This window comes from Apibacter sp. ESL0404 (assembly GCF_019469245.1).
Lineage (GTDB): Bacteria > Bacteroidota > Bacteroidia > Flavobacteriales > Weeksellaceae > Apibacter.
Window position 1 is genome coordinate 2,092,749 of the sequence record NZ_CP048267.1, and the last position, 16,669, is coordinate 2,109,417.

Genomic DNA, 16,669 nt, shown 5'->3' on the forward strand with positions numbered 1-16,669 from the left:
TTAAAGCTGATTAGAATTAAAATTATGAAAGGTTTCTATAAATTCAGAAAGGTCTAAATAAGCCAAAGCAGGATGCCAAGATTTATATTGATTTGGTTTTGCTACATAAAAGTAATCTTTTTCAACCCCTTTAATATCTTTTTGTAAAAATAAATTATCACTTAATCCTTCAATTCCTAATTTTGTAATGTTTGCAAAAAGTTGTTTATCTTCAATTTCAGACCAATAAATGCATTTTTTTTCTTTAGAATATTCAGGAATTATTTTAAATTTTGTCATAATAACATATTTTGACCACAAAATTTCTACTTCAAAATAATGCCTATCATAATTAAATCGTTTACCAAAATGGTCTACGAAAACTTTTGAATATTCTTCTAATATCTCATCTCCATAACTAACCCTATCAATAACTTTATTTTTTTCTTCTTTTATTCCTTTCAAAAGAGGAATTATAATGGTATTCGTATAATCTATTAGACTTTTCTCTTGATAGGACAACTCAAATAATTCAATTACTTCTGAATTCAGACTTTTTATCATGTTATCTAACTGATTTTTCAGAAAATCATTTTTCATATTTACACTATAATAGTCTTTTGAAAGAGCCTCTACAGATTCATAAAGATTTATTAAGTTTTGATTTTCATGATAGGGAACATTCCATTTTTCTTCATCGTGAGTTTCCTCTCTTTCAATTCCAGTTGATGAACCAGTAGCAATAATGTAGTAACTAAAAAAAGAAGAATTTAAAATAGCTGAAAAAGTTTTTAAATAGTTTAAATATTCATTATCTAATGCTTTTATTGCTGTTAAAGAACTTTTAAATAATGAATTGTTGTACAACACAGAACTTACAGCTTTAAAATCCTTACTTGTACCACCTGTAATTAAAAGGCTTGGAGCTTCAAAAATCTTTTTATTTTCTGGAAAATAGCCGACCTCTCTGCAATCCCAATCTACAAAACTTTCATTAACTATGTAGTAAGGTTTTAGATAATTGCTATAATTAGTTTGTTCATCAACCAATTCACCTTTTTTATTCAACTTCTTTTTTAAAGAACCTATAAATTTATAGTCTGAATATTTTGTAGTGTCTATTTTTATGTCAGCATCTTTAAACTTTAATCCTTGCCCAAAAATGAATTTTGATTCATCAGAAATTATTTTGCCTATTGTTGGGTAATTACTTTTTAATCTTTTAATGAAATAATAATCTAAAATGTTTCCATATACCAGAACTTTCCAAATCCAATCCTCCTCTATAAAAAACTTTTGAGATATTTCTTTAACATCATATTTCTCAATAATCATTAGTTTAAAAATCTCAAAAAAGATGTTAGGTTTAAGAGATATGTGTTTGATGACGTTTTCTCTCAATTTTTCTACTTCTTCTTCTTTTCTATAAAATAGAATAGTTGCTGGTGCTACAGCAATATCATTGGATTTATTAAATATCTGATACCTTACAGAAGATAACTCTACTATTTGTCTGATAAGAAATTTATTTAAAAAATACTTCCTAAATATTCCGTTTTTTTCAAGTTTGTATAATATCTTACTTACAACTATAAAAGCTGTTTCATCAAAATTAAAATCGGAAACTCTAACTAAAAATGCCTCTGCAATTTCTCTATGTACTATTTCTAATGTTGAATTTTCTGTTACTTTTCTATTTTCAATATATCTTTCAAATAGTTGTTTATCTTTAGGATGTCCTTTAGTTTTCCAAGGGGGATTTCCCAAAATAAACTGAAAATGTTGATTCCTTAGAATAGTATTAAATTCATCATCTATGTCAAAAAAATCTTTATTAAAGAAATTAGAACCCTCTAATTCTGGAAATTTAAAACCAACTATACTTTTAGGCTTTAGGTTATCAAGTAAAGTTATATAAAGAGAAAATATAGCAACTGTAATTGCATTTTCATCTTTATCTATACCAAAAATATTGTTTTTTAGTAATGATTTTAACTTCTCTTTATATTTGTTATACTCTATTTCGTCTTCTACATTTACAGGGTTTAATTTGTGATATTGATAAATGATTTGTCTTAATGTTTCAACTAAAAATATTCCTGAACCACAAGCAGGGTCTAAAACTCTACAATTGTATTCTGTTGGATTTTCTTTAAAATATTTAGATACAGTTTCTTTTTGAATATAATCCACTAAAAATAAAGGTGTGTAATATGCACCACTATCTGCCTGTTTATCAAGTCCAATAAACTTTTCATACACATTACTTACAAACTCAATGGGAATTATTGAAAAATCGTAAATATCAAATAGAGAAGCTTCTATATTACTATCACTATGTATTTTATCTCCTTTTAATAAACTAATAATTATGGATAAGTGATTCTCATCAACTTTATCTTTTTCAAATATTTTTTGCTGATCTATTTCATATTCTAATGGAAAAAGATTTCCATTAAAATCGTCTTTTACTTGCTGAAAGAATTTATATGTTTCTTCCTGTTTAGAGAGTATCTTGTAAAAATCTTCTTTTTGAGTAATTCCATATTTATTTAACACAACTTTCCTATCAATCAAATATCTAATGAAAATAACTCTACCTATTAAAGAATTTGCTATTTTAGGATGTAGTCTACCAGTTTTTATTAGTACACCCCTCGCATCTTCAATATTTTTAAGCAGATAAGAATCTACTCTGTTTTTCTGTTCAAAATCCTTTTTGTATTTCTCCCAACTTTTCCCTGTAATTAACTCAAAATATTCAAAATCAGAAATTTTTTTATTGGGGGTTAAAGCCTCTAATCTCTCAGTAGACTTTAAAAATTTGAACCCGTTCTTTATCAACCACTGATTTCCCTCTTTTATAAATATTGCAGGAGATTGATTAAGATTCCATATTTGCTTTTCTAACCTCTTTAAATCTCTCTTTTTTTCAAAAAATAAAATTAACGGTTCATTGTTTACGCAGAAAAAAGCATCAGGCTTAACACTTTCAGAAAATACTTCTTTTAACCTAATTGAAAGAAAATCAGCTTTTTTATTTTGTAAATCATCATAGAAAAATAGCCCATCTTTATCTGATAGATTTAGTTTCTCTAATAATTGATTTAACTTCATAAGAAATACTTTCCAAAGTACAAAGCTACTTAATAAAAAACTAAAATCCCAGTTGTAAAATAATTTCTTAAAAAAATACTTTTAAAATTTTTAAAAAGTTAATGAATGAGCAAATCTCTCTTAAAGAAAGATATTTCTTCCTCTTTTAAACAATTTTCAAAATACATAAAATTTTCAAAATATTTGGTTTGGGAATATGTATATAATATCTTGTATTCCATAACACACATGCCATATTTGGCAATATTTTTATCTTTTTCTTGCTGGGATTTTATTTTATCCTATCTTTGTCAGAATCAGATAAGGGATAAATATGAATCATAAAACCTATAAAATCCAAAAAGGAGATACATTAGAAAATATATCTAAGAGATTGGATAGTACTCCTTATGAGCTTAGGAATTTTCATAATACCCATTGTGAACTAAATGACCTTATTGCAAATAAACTACCTTCCCATCTTAAAGAAATCCTTTATCTCCCTGCTTCAGAAATTACCAGCCAGAATTTAACAGAGTTAAACAAAGAGAATTCCCTTTCCCTTATTTTGAATCCTTCCTTACAAAAAACTACCTATCATGTATCAGTTACTTCTTATGAAGGCAGTAAAGAAAATTCTTTAAGTTATACCACCTATATACAATGGCTGAAAAGAAACCTGGTTTTACTGACTAAAGAAGATTTTTTAATCAATCATAAAGAACCCGGTTTAATGGCAGAAGTTTTGGCAGAAAAGCTAAATTCTGTACTCTATCCCTTAGAATTATTATTGGATGGTACTGGTAAGATTTTAGGGATTAATAACTATTCTGAAATCAAAAGCAGATTGAAACTTTTAAAAAAAGAAATCAGAGACTATTTTGCAGGAAAAGAATTGGAAAAATTCATACAGCTCAATGAATCTGTTATCTCTAAGGAAACAGATTTAGTAGAGCAGGTAAAAAAAGACTGGTTCTTACATTCCTTCTTTAATGGAATTTACCAGGACTATAAAGTAGAGGGAAATCCTGTTTCAGAAAAATATTTCCCACTAATTCCTTCCATACCTTTTATAAAATATTCTGTTGAAATCAGAATAGAACACCAGCAGGAAAAGCAGAAGATTAAGCTCTCTTTTACAGGAGCTGTTTCTGATACAAGAACCCCTACTGATTTGGAGAAAGAACATCATTATCCTTCCTTTTCAGAAGAAACTTTAACTAATTCTTTGGAAGGTATATATAACTCCTGGTATGTATTGGATTATAATCATTATAAAATAGATTCTTTATTTCTGGAATGTAGTCTACTATTAGAAAAAGAACAGAAAGTGCAAATCAGGGCTTTTCAGATACATGAACCTAAAACAGAAGTAAGTCCCAGTTCTGAACCGGATACAAACAGGAAATCATTTCTATTCGACTAATTAAAAATAAAGAGAAGATGGCAGAAAAATATATTATAGTGCAAGGGGCAACCTGTACATGCCTGTTTGGAAATACACCAGATACTTTATTAGTGAAAACCCATGCTCATGATTTTGCCAATGATGCGGAAGGGAAAGAAAAAGCTATTGCTACTACTAAAGAAATTGGTTCTTCTACTTTACGGAATAATTCCTTTGGAAGCTGTACTAAATTAGGAAGTCCCCCTCCACCCTGTAAAGTAAACATTATAGAATGGATAGGGTTTTATGAAAAGGTTACATTAAGCAATCAGAGAAAAGTATTACTGGAAGACAGCAAAGCTGTTTGTGCTATAGCTGGAACTCCTTGCATATCTATTACCCATCATGGACAAAAAGAAGAACCCTCTTTTCAGAACTTTAAAAATGCCGACAGGAAAATCCAGAACCAGTTAAATCCTCTCATAGATATTCAGGATATGGAAGAAACAGAGGAATATCAGCAAAAACTTAAAACTTTTATAACCTTAGAATAAAACTATGATTTTACTCTATAAAAAAAGTTCAGAGCCTAAAAGTGCCTATAAGAAAGTAAGTGGAGACACCAAATTCTCAATTTCTGTTTTATTTCTTAAAGCAGGAATCTCGTATGACTTTATTACTCAGGGTAAGGAAGGAATCTATTGGAGCTTGTTTGACCAGAAAAACAAACCTGTATATCAGAATGTATATAAAAAAGGTGCTCACGTAAAAGTAACCACCTCTTCCCAGTTTGCAGGAAAAACCACGGTATATCTTACTGTCAGAAGTACTGTAACCATACAGGGAGTACTCATTGCTTCGCAGTCAGAGAAACTGATCCGGGAATCTTCCTGGAGGAAAAATGCTGAGGAAGAGAACATCAAGAATAAGCCTGACGCAGCAGCTTATGGGAATATACTCACCCTTCATATGGTAACCTGGGAATTGAATGGAGAAGAGGTAACTGTGGAAATACGGGAATATGTAGATGATAAAAGTTATAATCATGTAAAAGAATATAATACACAGGTAATTAATGGAGAAATAACCTTACCTATTTTGGATTCTTCCTTTTGGTATGGAAAAAGGAAAACAGGGAGTTATTATGCTATGGTAAAACTCAAAGGAAAGAAGGAATATATTTTGGATTCCGGTTACCGAAATTATCATGCCAATTACCTGCATCTGGAAGATAAAGTAGTATTTCTTACTCCCAAGATAGAAATCCCTAAAAACAAGACTGCTACTACTGTTTCTGTTCCTGACAAAAAGAATTTTCCAGGAAAAAAGAAATATGTTTTTTATTACAAAGGCACTAAAAAATGGGGAAAACTGCAAAAACAGGATGAAAAAGGAAATCTGGATTTTTCAGCTATAAATACCAAAGTAACAGAAGAAGAACTGAAAGCCAATCTGAATGCCACAGGAAGGCAGAATGTAGAAATATTGAAAGGATATGGGAAGAAATGGATAAAATGGTTTTATGAATATGCAGCAGGAACACGCCAGGTACTTTCTGATGATGATGATATAGAAAACAAGGTGGTAGATAATTTTTATACAGACAGATTGTCTAAGCTCAGTTTTGATGAAAACAGCAAGCTGTCTCAAAAATTACATTCGTACCCTTATTTTCAGGAATATTTTAAAAGTTATCTGGAAGTAATTAAATATATGCTGAAAGAAAAATCCATAGAAACTAAGGATGGAGATGAAATAAGAAATATTTTCTTAAATGAATTAAATTTTTCAGAATTTAGACCTAATTTCAGTATTATATCTGATATTTATAGTTATGATTATTATGGATTAATGGGAGGAACTCAGACCATAAAGGTAGACCTGGAAATAGAAGAACAGTTTCCCAACACCTATAAAGTGAAAACCAAGATGTACATTGGAGATTGGTATGGAGCAGACTGGGGAGATATTAATGGAGGAAGTTTACAGGATTTTATAAACCAGTGTGATATAGACTGGCCAAGTCCTGTGGAATCCATAAAAAGAATTAAAGATTTTGGCAAGAATTATTTTAAAAAACATATTAAGGGAGATACTCCAAATTTAAATGCTTTTTTCTGGTTACAGCATTACTATGGTTGCCACCCTTTTGAAAGTGAAATTATTTATCAGGACACTAATTATATTACCTTATGAGAAAGTATTTTTATATAATTTTAGCTTGTTTTTTACTCTTCATAAATTGTAAAAATAATCATACAATAGATGTTAAAAATGAGAGAAATACTACCCCTAAAATTGAATTTTTAAAAGAAAGTAATGATTCAGATAGATTTTATGTAATTGATAACTTTGAGGATAATGAGAAAAATACAAAATATTTATTTCATTTTGAGGAAAATATAAAGAGATGGATATGGATTTTAACAGATAAAAATAGGGTGGAATTTGAAGGGAATATATTTAATTTTTTAGATACAAGATTGCAAAGATTTAGTTTTTTTAGAGAAAAAGAGAGTTTTAAAAATAAATCAATAAAAGTTAATTTTTTAGAAAATACACCATTTCAATTCACTACAAAAAAAACGGATAATCAAACCTATTTAACTACAGATTTTGGGACTTTAACAGTAAATACAGTACAGAATTTTCTGGATTATGTAAAGGAAGATGACGCTAAAAAAGAAAAGGAAACCTATTCTTATATTTTATCCAATAAAAATAATCAGGAGAAAATGAAGCTGATATACCATGAATATGGAGAATGGTTTGAGGTAGAAGTTTTGTAACAGTCAAAGACTTCATTGATTAATATAAAACAATAGTTTTGAAAGTATAGGGTAATTTAGTATGTTTAAAGAACTACAAGAATTTAGAATTAAAAATTCAATTCTTAAAATAATTATAGGCGAGAAAAAGTTAAACAATGATAATAAAAATACCCTTTTATTTTTATTACCAGTATTAATAATTTTTATAATAATTATACTCTTAGTCATATACTTAGAGTTTGAAAATTATATGTTGACAATGGTAACTACCTTTATATTTTCACTATATTTTTTCATATATAACTATATACATAACAACAGCAGAATAAAATATATTAAAAATAAGAGAAAAATTGCAAAGTATAAACCCAACATATTTTTAAAAATAAATCTAACAGCTATTTCAGGCATAGATTGGGATAATGCAATATTAAAACAATATTGGTTTGATGAGCTATACGAGAAATTTAAAAATACACCTGCTGAGAAAATACAATACTTCCTTTCTGTTATTGAATATGAGATTAAAGATAAACCTAAAATCAACTATTCCAATTTAATAGGAAGTACTTCGCTTGTTGTATCAATTATATTTCCTTTACTAATGTTTATTATACAGGGTTTAATTCCTAAAGAAGATGAAAGCCGAAAGCTTGAAAATTTAAATTTTATGCTCAGTATTATCTATGGTATTTTGGTTTTATTTTTTATGATTGTTGGCTTGATATTAATATATATGAGACAAAATCATAGAGATAGAATAGATAGATATAAAGATTCAATTAGGTGGCATCAGGCATTTCAATACATTTTACATAAAAGAAAAATTGAAGAAAAACCTGTAGAAGATCAAAAATCTCCATTAAGTAAATTAGCTTGTAACATATTAGAAAGGATCATAAAGTAAATCTTTTTTCATCTTACCAATATATACCTACCAACATATTCAAAATAATTGTTGACATATTTTTAAAATAATCTAAAAATTTACTCTAAAATAAATTTTTCCTAAAAATTTTTCTGACTTTAAAATTTTTAAAAGGTTCGTGAATTCAAGACTCCCCCTGTATGAAAGACCCCCGCTAATTTTCAGGGACAAACTCCCCACTACCAGTTTAATAATCAACAAATTTTCCCAGTCTGTAAATTAAATTCAAGGTGATAACTGTAATTTTTCAGTAGGAATACTTTATTTCTGGCAGTAATTTTTAACTCAAAAACTCAAAATCAATGGTAACAATTATCAATTTTAAAGAAAGAAACAAAGAAGATTGGACTTCCTTCTTTGTATTGGCAATTTCTGGTGGAATAGAAATGCTCTTAAGCCAGAAAACAGGAAATTATTATGCAACCATTAAAAAGGCTTATTTGTCCTGCACTTTTGATGAATTAACTTGTCAATCCTTAATTGGTTCAGAAATACCAGGAATGATAGAAAAACAGGAGTGTACTCCTTATGAATATACGGTAAAAGATACTGGAGAAGTTTTATTCCTTACTCATCGATATACCTATGTTCCTGAAAGCAATTCACCAGTACCGCAAAATAAGTCTATAATCCAACAGAGAAATTCTTCTTATTCTCAGAGAGAAGTAGCAAAAAATAATGCTTTTTCCCTAAATGAAGAAGTACTTGTTTAACAATTTAATACATCCATTTTTTGTATTTGACAGTATCATAGAATACTGAACAGGAAATGATTGTGTTTTTTTATTTGTAATTGAATATGAAAGTATCAGAAATCAAAGTATCTTATACTAATAAGAACCCGGAGAAAATAAAAATAGAAAACAGTAACCAACTTTATGAATTAGCTATATCTATATGGAACAACAAAAATATTGAATTACAGGAAGAAGTAAAAGTACTGTATTTGAATAGAAACAATATAGTATTAGGATATTACAGTTTAGCTAAAGGAGGAATTTCTGCCTGTTTAGTAGATATAAGAATTATATTGAGTGTAGCTCTAAAAGCGAATGCTTCTGCTATTGTGGTTATACATAATCATCTGAGTTCTAATCCAAATCCTTCTAAAAGTGATTGGGATTTGACAGAAAGAATACAACAGGCTTGTAAGCTATTAGATTTAATTTTTGTAGACCATTTGGTAATAACCAAAGAAACTTATTTCAGCTTTGCAGATAAGGGATTTTTCTTGTAAAAGAATCAGAAATCTACTGTAGAGTCATTATTAAGAAAAATTGTAATTTTCAAATACTATATATAAGTAAAAAAGGATTTTCCTACCTATTATTTATTACCAGTAAGGTTGGAAAATATACTATTATACAAATTTTACTGTGATATATATAATATAACAAAGTAGAATTCGGATACTATTATTTAAAAAGTCCTGCTCAATTTTTCCTTTTTTATATAATAGAAATTGGAAAATCTGAGTAATGGAATTAAAGAATAAGTTTTTAACATCTCTTTGGATAGAAACAATAAAAAAGTGGAGAAATAATATATTCTACGCCAGTACTGGTAATAAATAATTATAGAATAAAATATTGTCTTTTATAGATAAAAATATTTTAATAATTACATATGAACAGGAAAAGAGTTCACATCCTAATTTATAACTAAATCAAAAACTTTAAAAAATTACAGATTATAATTAATAGCTCTTTTAGTTCAATTCTTCTATATCCAATAATTCTTTTAATGAAACTTCCAAAGCAATAGCTATTCTATATAAAGTGAAAATAGTAGGATTAGTTCTTCCTGACTCTATTCTGGAAATATTAGTAGTATCGATTTCGCCTTCTATTTTTCCTACTAAATCTACTTGGGTTAATCCTTTGGATTCCCTTATTTCTTTAATTTTTCTACCTACAGTTTTAAGTAATTCCAGTTTTTCCATACTTGACATATTTGACAAGTCAAGTAAATCTTTATCTTTGTAAAAATTAATGCCATATATGGCAATATTAAATAATAATCTAAAAATATTTAGTTATGAAAAAATTAATTATAGTATTAATAGCGATTTTTTGTGTTTTATCTGTAAATGCACAATCAGATTTTTCAAGAGGTTATAATATTGGTTATGGTGAAGGTTATTGTTATGACAAAGGAATTGGTTGTATAAAACCTATATCTCCCATACCACCAATTCCAAAAATTGAGGAAAGTTTAGATAATTATCAAGATGGTCATAAAAGAGGATTTACTGATGGTTTAGCCAAACAGAAGTCAGAATCTCAAAATAAGCAAAGTAATCATGATAGAAAAAGATATGAAACAACAGAGCCTAAATTTTTAGATGATTTTATTTATCAACCAAATTATGATTTAATACTAAAGATATTAGCTCTTAAACAACAACAAATTGAGAATGAAAAATATATCAATGTAAACAGTGAAATATCCAAAAAAGAAACAAAAGTAAATTCTGAAGGATATAAACCTAAAGAAGTTAAATATAAAGAATATCCTTCTTATTCAAAAAATTTTACAGGGATTCAAAAAGTTTATTCCTTCAGCCCAATAAATGATAAACCTTCAATGGGAGAAGGAGAAAAAATAATAGGACAGACAATAAATAATTCAGTAATTATATTAGAAAAATATAATAATAAATTTTATAAAGTGAAATCTAGAGATATAATAGGTTATTTATGGGCGGGTTGGTTTGTTTCCTTTTAAAACAATAAACATTTAATTATAACCACCTAAAAGTAGGTGGTTTTTTTATACCCAAAAATTAATAATATGAAAACAGATACACCTTTTCAGTTAGGAATGGAATATGAAAACTGGGAATTTGATTTAGAGCCAATTAATGACAGGATAAGAGGGTATGATAGTTATATTTATACTAATAAAATAGTAGTTTTTGATGTTAAACCTATTGGTATAGAACTTATATTCTATTGGGATATTTTAATTGCTGTAATTTTGGAGTTTAAAGAATCAGATATATTAAAAATAGATAAGATATTCTTATCTGATTATATTAAAATCAATCAATACTTCTATAAGTCAGAATCTAAAATTAATTATCAGATTTATCATTCTCTATTGCCTATTGTAAATAAAAAGCGGCTCTAAAATCTGAGCCGCTAAAATTAGTTTCCAAAAAAAATGGCACTTTGGCACTTATTTAATAAATCACGTAATCTACTTTATAATTATTTTATATTCACAACATTATGAAAAATAACATAGGCTTTTCCGTCACTTTTTTGATGTTCTGTTGTAATGTTCTAATTCTCGGCATAAATATCAATCCATTTTTTAGATTTGTTAGGAGAAATCAATTCTTCCTTTTCGAGGTTCTCATCCTTGAATTTTTGAAGAATAATACTTTTGTTGAATCTTAACATAGTGTCTTTAGACTCTCCTTCATAGTCCTTCGAGTTTTCCAAAATAGTATCCATAAAATATACAAAATCGGTATCGGTTTCCTTTATTAATCTGTTTTTACTCTCATTTATTGAAGGAGCTTCAATAAGATTATAAGTTAAAAATTGTTGTACACAGAACATCATATAATTATCAAATTTCAACCATTCTTCTCTATCCCAATCATCAAAAAACCTATGCCCAAATTCTTCTATAATTGAAGGATTTCTCCTATAATAAGAATTTACTTCAAACACTACCTTTCTTCTGGCTTCTGAATTACCTCCAGTACCACTCACTACATAATTTGAAGTAATCATTACCTTAGGAACATCTTTAAAATCAATTACTACAGGATTTTTATATTTCTTTTCAATAGGCATATCCCCTGTAATCATAGAATATTAAGATTCAAAATCAAAATCCCTCATCACATCATCAAACACAACTAACTTATCTTGAGGGTCTACATCCGAGAAAAAAAATCTATCATTTGTTTTTAACAGTTTTTCATTCTTTCTCAGAGTGGGTATAATTTCCCCTATAGATCCAGCAATTAAACTTTTTCCTGTTCCTCCTTCTGATTTATTATTTTCCAAATCAATAATCTCATCTATCAAAATAATAGCTTTAGTAAAGGCAGGGTCTTTATCAGTATGCAATAAATACCATATTATAGTCTCTAATGGTATAATTCTATCTTCTTTTTGACCCGCAACATTCCAGCAAAATTGTTTAAATTCACAATCCTCAAATCCTTGGGAAATAAAATCTCTTTTCAATATTTGATCTTCCCATACATATCCTTTATAATCTGCATAGGGAATTATATGGATATTATTAGCTGTTACATTCAATACACCATTATTATAAAAGAAAACAGCTATATCTCGTGTTCCATAATCAAAATCGATTGTTATACTGTCTATACCTTCAATAAATTTTTTTGATAAATAATCTGACCGTAAAAACTCTTCCCAGACAATCTGTTTATCTATTTCATACAAATGTTTCTTTACCTCCTCCCTTATGGTGTGCTCTTTTACAATTGCTATAATTGAACTTTCAGTAATTTTAATCAATTGAAAATCTTTGTTTTGAACCAATTTTCTATAGTTTCGTTTTTCTAAAAATTCAATAAATTTTGATTTTTCAATAATAATAGTTATGTTTCCCTTTTCATCTTCTATCTCAATCCAAAATTGAACATCCTCCACTTTATTTTCCATTCCTACCTCTTTTTAAAGAATTAAATATGTCATTTTCTACTTCTTGATTATACATCTGCTTATTGTTCAGAATCCAATTCACTAAATCCTACCTTTTGAAATAAATCAGTTTTCCCGAAGGCTTATAAAAAGGGATCTCCTTCTTAAATGTAAGTTTGTAGAGATAAGACTTGCTTACTTGCAAGTAGATAACTGCCTCCTCCAAAGTTAAAATCTCTTTTGTGGAGAGACTTAAAGACTCTATTTGGTCTTTCAGTTCTTTAATTTCCCGGAATATTTTTTCTTCCATCATTAAAATAAATTTAATTTTTTAAGAGAATAGATTAGCCCTATTCTTTCTGGGACAAATTTCCAGGGAGTTATGAAAGTAGAAAAAGGGTGATTAAGGGAGGATTAGGGGTGATAATAAAAAAAAGTAGTGATACTTATTTCTCTCTTTTATTTCTCACTTCTTTTTTAATGATTTCAGGAATAAATTTTACTCCATAAATAGTAACTTTATCTGTAGAAGCAAATTTTTTGAAGAGAGTATCTATTTTTCCTGCTTCAAATTCTTTAAATAGATTCTTTAGAAAACATACAAATTCATTTTTAGGAAAAGTAGGACATATTTTTTGATGAAGAACGTAAAAAGTAAAACATAGTAAATTTTTAGAAATATTAAGAGGTTCTATTTTTACAGGAATTTCGGGTATCTGATTAGTTTTAATATAGGATTGTACATGGGTAATTATTAAGTCATACTGTCCATTAGACATTATTTTCTCCTTCTTATCATTTTCTCCTTGTAAATAACCTAAAATATCAAACATAGTATTAGTATTAGGGACTGCTTGTCTATTATTTGTTGAGAATTCTAAATGAGGAATATTAATAATTAACTTATTCCCTTTTAAATATTTATTATTACAATAATCTATAATACCCTTAAGTGGTTTTAATATAACAGTAAATTTTTCTATTTGTTTTTTTCCTCTATCTAAAATATATTGGATAGACTTCTGAATTAATAGAAAGTAATTTGATTCTTTATCTGGCTCTAAAGCAAAATTAAATTGTACAGCTGCTCTATTAATAAGAAGTTTAGACTGAATAAACTCTTTATGTAAAATAGTTTCTAATTCTCTGCTTTAACTGTAAGATTGCTCAATAGTATTTCCCTTTTTATCTACATCTAAAAAAGTGATTACCCCCACACTATTGTCTATCCCTGTAAAATAATATCCTGAATTAGATAAAATATCCTGAATATAGTTTTCTTTGAAAAGTTCTAATCCTCCATTTAAAATAAAAGATTCAAAAAACACTACTGGTTGTTCTATGGTACTTTCCATATACCCAAAGTTAAGAAAAAGACAGAATAGGAAAGTATAGAAAAGAAAAATAGTTTTTATAAAATTGTTGTACCTATGCTTTACTTTGTAGAAAATAAAAAAGACTTTCAAAAAATTGAAAGTCTTTATAGTTATATTGTGATCGCGAAAGGATTCGAACCTTTGACCGTCTGCTTAGAAGGCAGATGCTCTATCCAGCTGAGCTACGCGACCCCTTTCTGATTTATCAAGTCGGGGTGACAGGACTCGAACCTGCGACCCTCTGGTCCCAAACCAGATGCGCTACCACCTGCGCTACACCCCGAATATACCTTGTGTGTTAATGCGGAGAGTGTGGGATTCGAACCCACGCGACAGTTTCCTGTCGACAGTTTAGCAAACTGCTCCGTTAACCACTCCGGCAACTCTCCAAATTTAGTCTGAATTCCAACTAATTTGGAGTGCAAAAGTAAATGTAAGATTTTACATATGCAAGTATTTTTTTAAAATTTTTGACTTATAATTATTTTACTGTTTTTTAACTTTGTTATTATATAATAAAATAAATGATACAAATAATAAAATTCAACATTTTGTGCTGTACACTCTTCTTCTTAGTAAGCTGTGGATCACAAAAAAAGATTATCGTTGATAGCAAGGTTATTAGAGATACTGTATATATAACCCATGCTAATCCTAAATATCATATTATTACCCAAGCCAACCTTCCGGAATATGTTATTTCTCAAAAAAATTTCCCTTCCGTCGCATTTAATGAAAGAATTAAATTTTTAGTCTTACACTATACAGTTTCAGATTATCCAACCTCTGTTAAGATATTGGCTAAAAAAGGGCAAGTCAGCGCTCATTATTTAATCACAGACCAGCCGAACGATACCATTGATATCTTAGTTAGTGAGGACAAAAGAGCCTGGCATGCGGGAGTGAGCTCATGGAACGGTACAGAAAATTTAAATGATACTTCCGTAGGTATTGAAATCGTAAATAAAGGATATACCAAAATAAAAGATTCTTTGGTATTTACTTATTTTCCAAAATATCAGATTAAGAAAGTTGCGACTTTATCCAAGAACATTATTAATCGTTACGAGATTGACCCTGTGAATGTTGTGGGGCACAGTGACATAGCCCCGTTAAGAAAACAAGATCCCGGGCCTATGTTTCCTTGGAAAGAGTTATATACTCAGTATGGAATTGGAGCTTGGTATGAGGAGTATGACAAAGAGTATTATTTGACACAATATATTCCGGATACCTACCCTTACAGTTCTCCATTGGAATTTCAGAAAGCACTTAAAAAATACGGTTATAAAATAGATTTAACCGGAGAATGGGACAAAAATACATTTCTAACTATCCGTGCATTTCAATGGCATTTCAGACCTGAAAAGGCTGATGGCAATGTAGATGCTGAAACTTGGGCTATTTTACAAGCCTTGAATAAAAAATATCGTTCCAATACTAAATAACTTTATAATTTTATCAAAAAATTAATTTCATGTCACACCAATCAGGATTTGTCAGCATTGTAGGTAAACCCAATGTAGGAAAATCCACTTTGATAAATCAATTAATAGGAGAAAAGCTATCTATTGTAACTCCAAAAGTACAAACTACCCGTCATCGAGTATATGGAATTTGGAACGATGAAAATACACAAATTATATTTTCCGACACCCCCGGAATCATACAAAATCCTGCTTATGAGTTGCAGGAAAAAATGAATGATTTTGTAAAAGAGTCTTTTGAAGATGCTGATTTGATTTTATTTATCACAGAATTTGGCGAAGAAAAAAATCCTTCTGAATTTTTAGTTAAAAAATTAAATTCGGCAAAAATACCTGTTATTGTATTACTAAATAAAGTTGATAAAGCTAAAGATGCTTCAACTATTTCAGAAAGCGTTGCATTTTGGCATAACCAATTACCAAATGCAGAAATTCTTCCTATATCTGCCTTACATTCTCTCAATACCGAATTAATTCTTCCAAAAATTAAAAGCTTATTGCCGGAAATGCCTCCTTATTATGATAAAGAACAATTTACCACCTTATCGGAACGTTTTTTTGTGAATGAGACCGTTCGGGAAAAAATATTGCTCAATTATCAAAAAGAGATTCCTTATTCTGTAGAAGTCGTTACCGAAAGCTTTAAAGAAGAAGATCATATTATCCGTATTGAATCGACTATTTATGTAGAAAGAAATACACAAAAAGGCATTCTTATCGGTCATAAAGGACAAAAAATTCAAAAGGTAGGGACGGAAGCTCGGCTAGACTTAGAAAAATTTTTTAATAAAAAGATTTTCCTCAACCTTTATGTCAAAGTAAAAAAAGATTGGAGATCCAATGATCGGGATTTAAAAAATTTCGGATATACAAATAAATAAGATTAAATAACTGGTTGATAGGTTAACTTATTTTTTTGTGCTATTTTCATTAAAAGTACTTTTCACCTTCTTATTAATCCTTATTTTTTCAACACTTATTGTTACCTTTGTCGAAATTTGAAGACTTTAC

Annotated in this window: 18 protein-coding genes and 3 tRNA genes; 11 read left to right on the top strand and 10 right to left on the bottom strand. The window is 28.6% G+C overall.

Features of this window, described 5'->3' with window-relative positions:
- Nucleotides 1–3,096, bottom strand: coding sequence for an N-6 DNA methylase (locus tag GYM72_RS08965; protein WP_220264152.1), 3,096 nt, complete (start codon nt 3,094–3,096; stop codon nt 1–3).
- 313 nt (nt 3,097–3,409) lie between these two features.
- On the opposite strand from GYM72_RS08965, the gene GYM72_RS08970 reads away from it, so the two are divergent.
- From GYM72_RS08970 to GYM72_RS09000, 7 genes are all read left to right on the top strand, one after another.
- Nucleotides 3,410–4,501, top strand: coding sequence for a LysM domain-containing protein (locus GYM72_RS08970; RefSeq protein ID WP_220264153.1), 1,092 nt, complete (start codon nt 3,410–3,412; stop codon nt 4,499–4,501).
- 17 nt (nt 4,502–4,518) lie between these two features.
- Nucleotides 4,519–5,016 carry a DUF4280 domain-containing protein gene (locus GYM72_RS08975; protein ID WP_220264154.1) on the top strand — a complete coding sequence of 166 codons (498 nt, stop codon included), beginning with the start codon at nt 4,519–4,521 and terminating at the stop codon, nt 5,014–5,016.
- 4 nt (nt 5,017–5,020) lie between these two features.
- Nucleotides 5,021–6,658 (top strand): hypothetical protein, encoded by a 1,638-nt coding sequence (locus tag GYM72_RS08980; protein WP_220264155.1) that lies wholly within the window; start codon nt 5,021–5,023, stop codon nt 6,656–6,658.
- Complete coding sequence (locus GYM72_RS08985; RefSeq protein WP_220264156.1) at nt 6,655–7,251, top strand: hypothetical protein; 597 nt, start codon at nt 6,655–6,657, stop codon at nt 7,249–7,251. Before GYM72_RS08980 ends, GYM72_RS08985 begins: the two co-directional genes overlap by 4 nt.
- A 232-nt stretch (nt 7,252–7,483) precedes the next feature.
- Nucleotides 7,484–8,140, top strand: coding sequence for a hypothetical protein (locus tag GYM72_RS08990; RefSeq protein WP_220264157.1), 657 nt, complete (start codon nt 7,484–7,486; stop codon nt 8,138–8,140).
- Between the two features lie 323 nt (nt 8,141–8,463).
- Nucleotides 8,464–8,874, top strand: coding sequence for a hypothetical protein (locus tag GYM72_RS08995; protein WP_220264158.1), 411 nt, complete (start codon nt 8,464–8,466; stop codon nt 8,872–8,874).
- 86 nt (nt 8,875–8,960) lie between these two features.
- Nucleotides 8,961–9,398: a JAB domain-containing protein gene (locus GYM72_RS09000; RefSeq protein ID WP_220264159.1), complete on the top strand. Its 438-nt coding sequence runs from the start codon at nt 8,961–8,963 to the stop codon at nt 9,396–9,398.
- 471 nt (nt 9,399–9,869) lie between these two features.
- Here the strand turns inward: GYM72_RS09000 and GYM72_RS09005 are convergent, their stop codons facing one another.
- The gene (locus GYM72_RS09005) at nt 9,870–10,103 is read right to left on the bottom strand and encodes a helix-turn-helix domain-containing protein (RefSeq protein WP_220264160.1); all 234 of its coding nucleotides are present in this window, start codon (nt 10,101–10,103) and stop codon (nt 9,870–9,872) included.
- 95 nt (nt 10,104–10,198) lie between these two features.
- Here GYM72_RS09005 and GYM72_RS09010 point away from each other — a divergent pair, with 95 nt between their 5' ends.
- Together GYM72_RS09010 and GYM72_RS09015 are read left to right on the top strand one after the other, a co-directional pair.
- Nucleotides 10,199–10,888: a hypothetical protein gene (locus tag GYM72_RS09010; RefSeq protein WP_220264161.1), complete on the top strand. Its 690-nt coding sequence runs from the start codon at nt 10,199–10,201 to the stop codon at nt 10,886–10,888.
- 66 nt (nt 10,889–10,954) lie between these two features.
- Nucleotides 10,955–11,293 carry a hypothetical protein gene (locus tag GYM72_RS09015; protein WP_220264162.1) on the top strand — a complete coding sequence of 113 codons (339 nt, stop codon included), beginning with the start codon at nt 10,955–10,957 and terminating at the stop codon, nt 11,291–11,293.
- A 155-nt stretch (nt 11,294–11,448) separates the two neighbouring features.
- Here the strand turns inward: GYM72_RS09015 and GYM72_RS09020 are convergent, their stop codons facing one another.
- From GYM72_RS09020 to GYM72_RS09055, 8 genes are all read right to left on the bottom strand, one after another.
- The gene (locus GYM72_RS09020) at nt 11,449–11,985 is read right to left on the bottom strand and encodes a hypothetical protein (RefSeq protein WP_220264163.1); all 537 of its coding nucleotides are present in this window, start codon (nt 11,983–11,985) and stop codon (nt 11,449–11,451) included.
- A 6-nt stretch (nt 11,986–11,991) separates the two neighbouring features.
- Entirely contained in the window at nt 11,992–12,816 is an 825-nt protein-coding gene (locus tag GYM72_RS09025) for a hypothetical protein (RefSeq protein WP_220264164.1), read from the bottom strand.
- 88 nt (nt 12,817–12,904) lie between these two features.
- Nucleotides 12,905–13,108 carry an excisionase family DNA-binding protein gene (locus tag GYM72_RS09030; protein ID WP_369682265.1) on the bottom strand — a complete coding sequence of 68 codons (204 nt, stop codon included), beginning with the start codon at nt 13,106–13,108 and terminating at the stop codon, nt 12,905–12,907.
- A gap of 133 nt (nt 13,109–13,241) precedes the next feature.
- A complete protein-coding gene (locus tag GYM72_RS09035; protein WP_220264166.1) occupies nt 13,242–13,628 on the bottom strand; it encodes a hypothetical protein in 387 nt (128 codons plus the stop codon).
- 318 nt (nt 13,629–13,946) lie between these two features.
- Nucleotides 13,947–14,150, bottom strand: coding sequence for a hypothetical protein (locus tag GYM72_RS09040; protein ID WP_220264167.1), 204 nt, complete (start codon nt 14,148–14,150; stop codon nt 13,947–13,949).
- A gap of 139 nt (nt 14,151–14,289) precedes the next feature.
- Nucleotides 14,290–14,363 (bottom strand) — tRNA-Arg (locus tag GYM72_RS09045).
- Nucleotides 14,364–14,381: 18 nt separating this feature from the next.
- Nucleotides 14,382–14,454, bottom strand: a tRNA-Pro gene (locus GYM72_RS09050).
- Nucleotides 14,455–14,475: 21 nt separating this feature from the next.
- Nucleotides 14,476–14,560: transfer RNA gene (locus GYM72_RS09055), tRNA-Ser, on the bottom strand.
- A 135-nt stretch (nt 14,561–14,695) separates the two neighbouring features.
- Between GYM72_RS09055 and GYM72_RS09060 the strand changes: the two genes are divergently transcribed.
- Both GYM72_RS09060 and era read left to right on the top strand, forming a co-directional pair.
- Nucleotides 14,696–15,619, top strand: a complete 924-nt coding sequence (locus GYM72_RS09060; protein ID WP_220264168.1) for an N-acetylmuramoyl-L-alanine amidase — start codon at nt 14,696–14,698, stop codon at nt 15,617–15,619.
- A 29-nt stretch (nt 15,620–15,648) separates the two neighbouring features.
- On the top strand, nt 15,649–16,539 hold the full coding sequence (gene era, locus GYM72_RS09065) for a GTPase Era (protein WP_220264169.1): 891 nt from the start codon (nt 15,649–15,651) through the stop codon (nt 16,537–16,539).
- Nucleotides 16,540–16,669: the final 130 nt, after the last annotated feature.

Coding starts and splice junctions, on each gene's coding strand:
- GYM72_RS09025 (WP_220264164.1), bottom strand. CDS start 12,816: ATGGAAAATAAAGTGGAGGATGTTCAATTTTGGATTGAGATAGAAGAT.
- GYM72_RS09035 (WP_220264166.1), bottom strand. CDS start 13,628: ATGTTTGATATTTTAGGTTATTTACAAGGAGAAAATGATAAGAAGGAG.
- GYM72_RS09005 (WP_220264160.1), bottom strand. CDS start 10,103: ATGGAAAAACTGGAATTACTTAAAACTGTAGGTAGAAAAATTAAAGAA.
- GYM72_RS09010 (WP_220264161.1), top strand. CDS start 10,199: ATGAAAAAATTAATTATAGTATTAATAGCGATTTTTTGTGTTTTATCT.
- era (WP_220264169.1), top strand. CDS start 15,649: ATGTCACACCAATCAGGATTTGTCAGCATTGTAGGTAAACCCAATGTA.
- GYM72_RS08980 (WP_220264155.1), top strand. CDS start 5,021: ATGATTTTACTCTATAAAAAAAGTTCAGAGCCTAAAAGTGCCTATAAG.
- GYM72_RS09040 (WP_220264167.1), bottom strand. CDS start 14,150: ATGGAAAGTACCATAGAACAACCAGTAGTGTTTTTTGAATCTTTTATT.
- GYM72_RS08975 (WP_220264154.1), top strand. CDS start 4,519: ATGGCAGAAAAATATATTATAGTGCAAGGGGCAACCTGTACATGCCTG.
- GYM72_RS09060 (WP_220264168.1), top strand. CDS start 14,696: ATGATACAAATAATAAAATTCAACATTTTGTGCTGTACACTCTTCTTC.
- GYM72_RS08970 (WP_220264153.1), top strand. CDS start 3,410: ATGAATCATAAAACCTATAAAATCCAAAAAGGAGATACATTAGAAAAT.
- GYM72_RS08995 (WP_220264158.1), top strand. CDS start 8,464: ATGGTAACAATTATCAATTTTAAAGAAAGAAACAAAGAAGATTGGACT.
- GYM72_RS08965 (WP_220264152.1), bottom strand. CDS start 3,096: ATGAAGTTAAATCAATTATTAGAGAAACTAAATCTATCAGATAAAGAT.
- GYM72_RS08985 (WP_220264156.1), top strand. CDS start 6,655: ATGAGAAAGTATTTTTATATAATTTTAGCTTGTTTTTTACTCTTCATA.
- GYM72_RS09030 (WP_369682265.1), bottom strand. CDS start 13,108: ATGATGGAAGAAAAAATATTCCGGGAAATTAAAGAACTGAAAGACCAA.
- GYM72_RS09000 (WP_220264159.1), top strand. CDS start 8,961: ATGAAAGTATCAGAAATCAAAGTATCTTATACTAATAAGAACCCGGAG.
- GYM72_RS08990 (WP_220264157.1), top strand. CDS start 7,484: ATGTTGACAATGGTAACTACCTTTATATTTTCACTATATTTTTTCATA.
- GYM72_RS09020 (WP_220264163.1), bottom strand. CDS start 11,985: ATGATTACAGGGGATATGCCTATTGAAAAGAAATATAAAAATCCTGTA.
- GYM72_RS09015 (WP_220264162.1), top strand. CDS start 10,955: ATGAAAACAGATACACCTTTTCAGTTAGGAATGGAATATGAAAACTGG.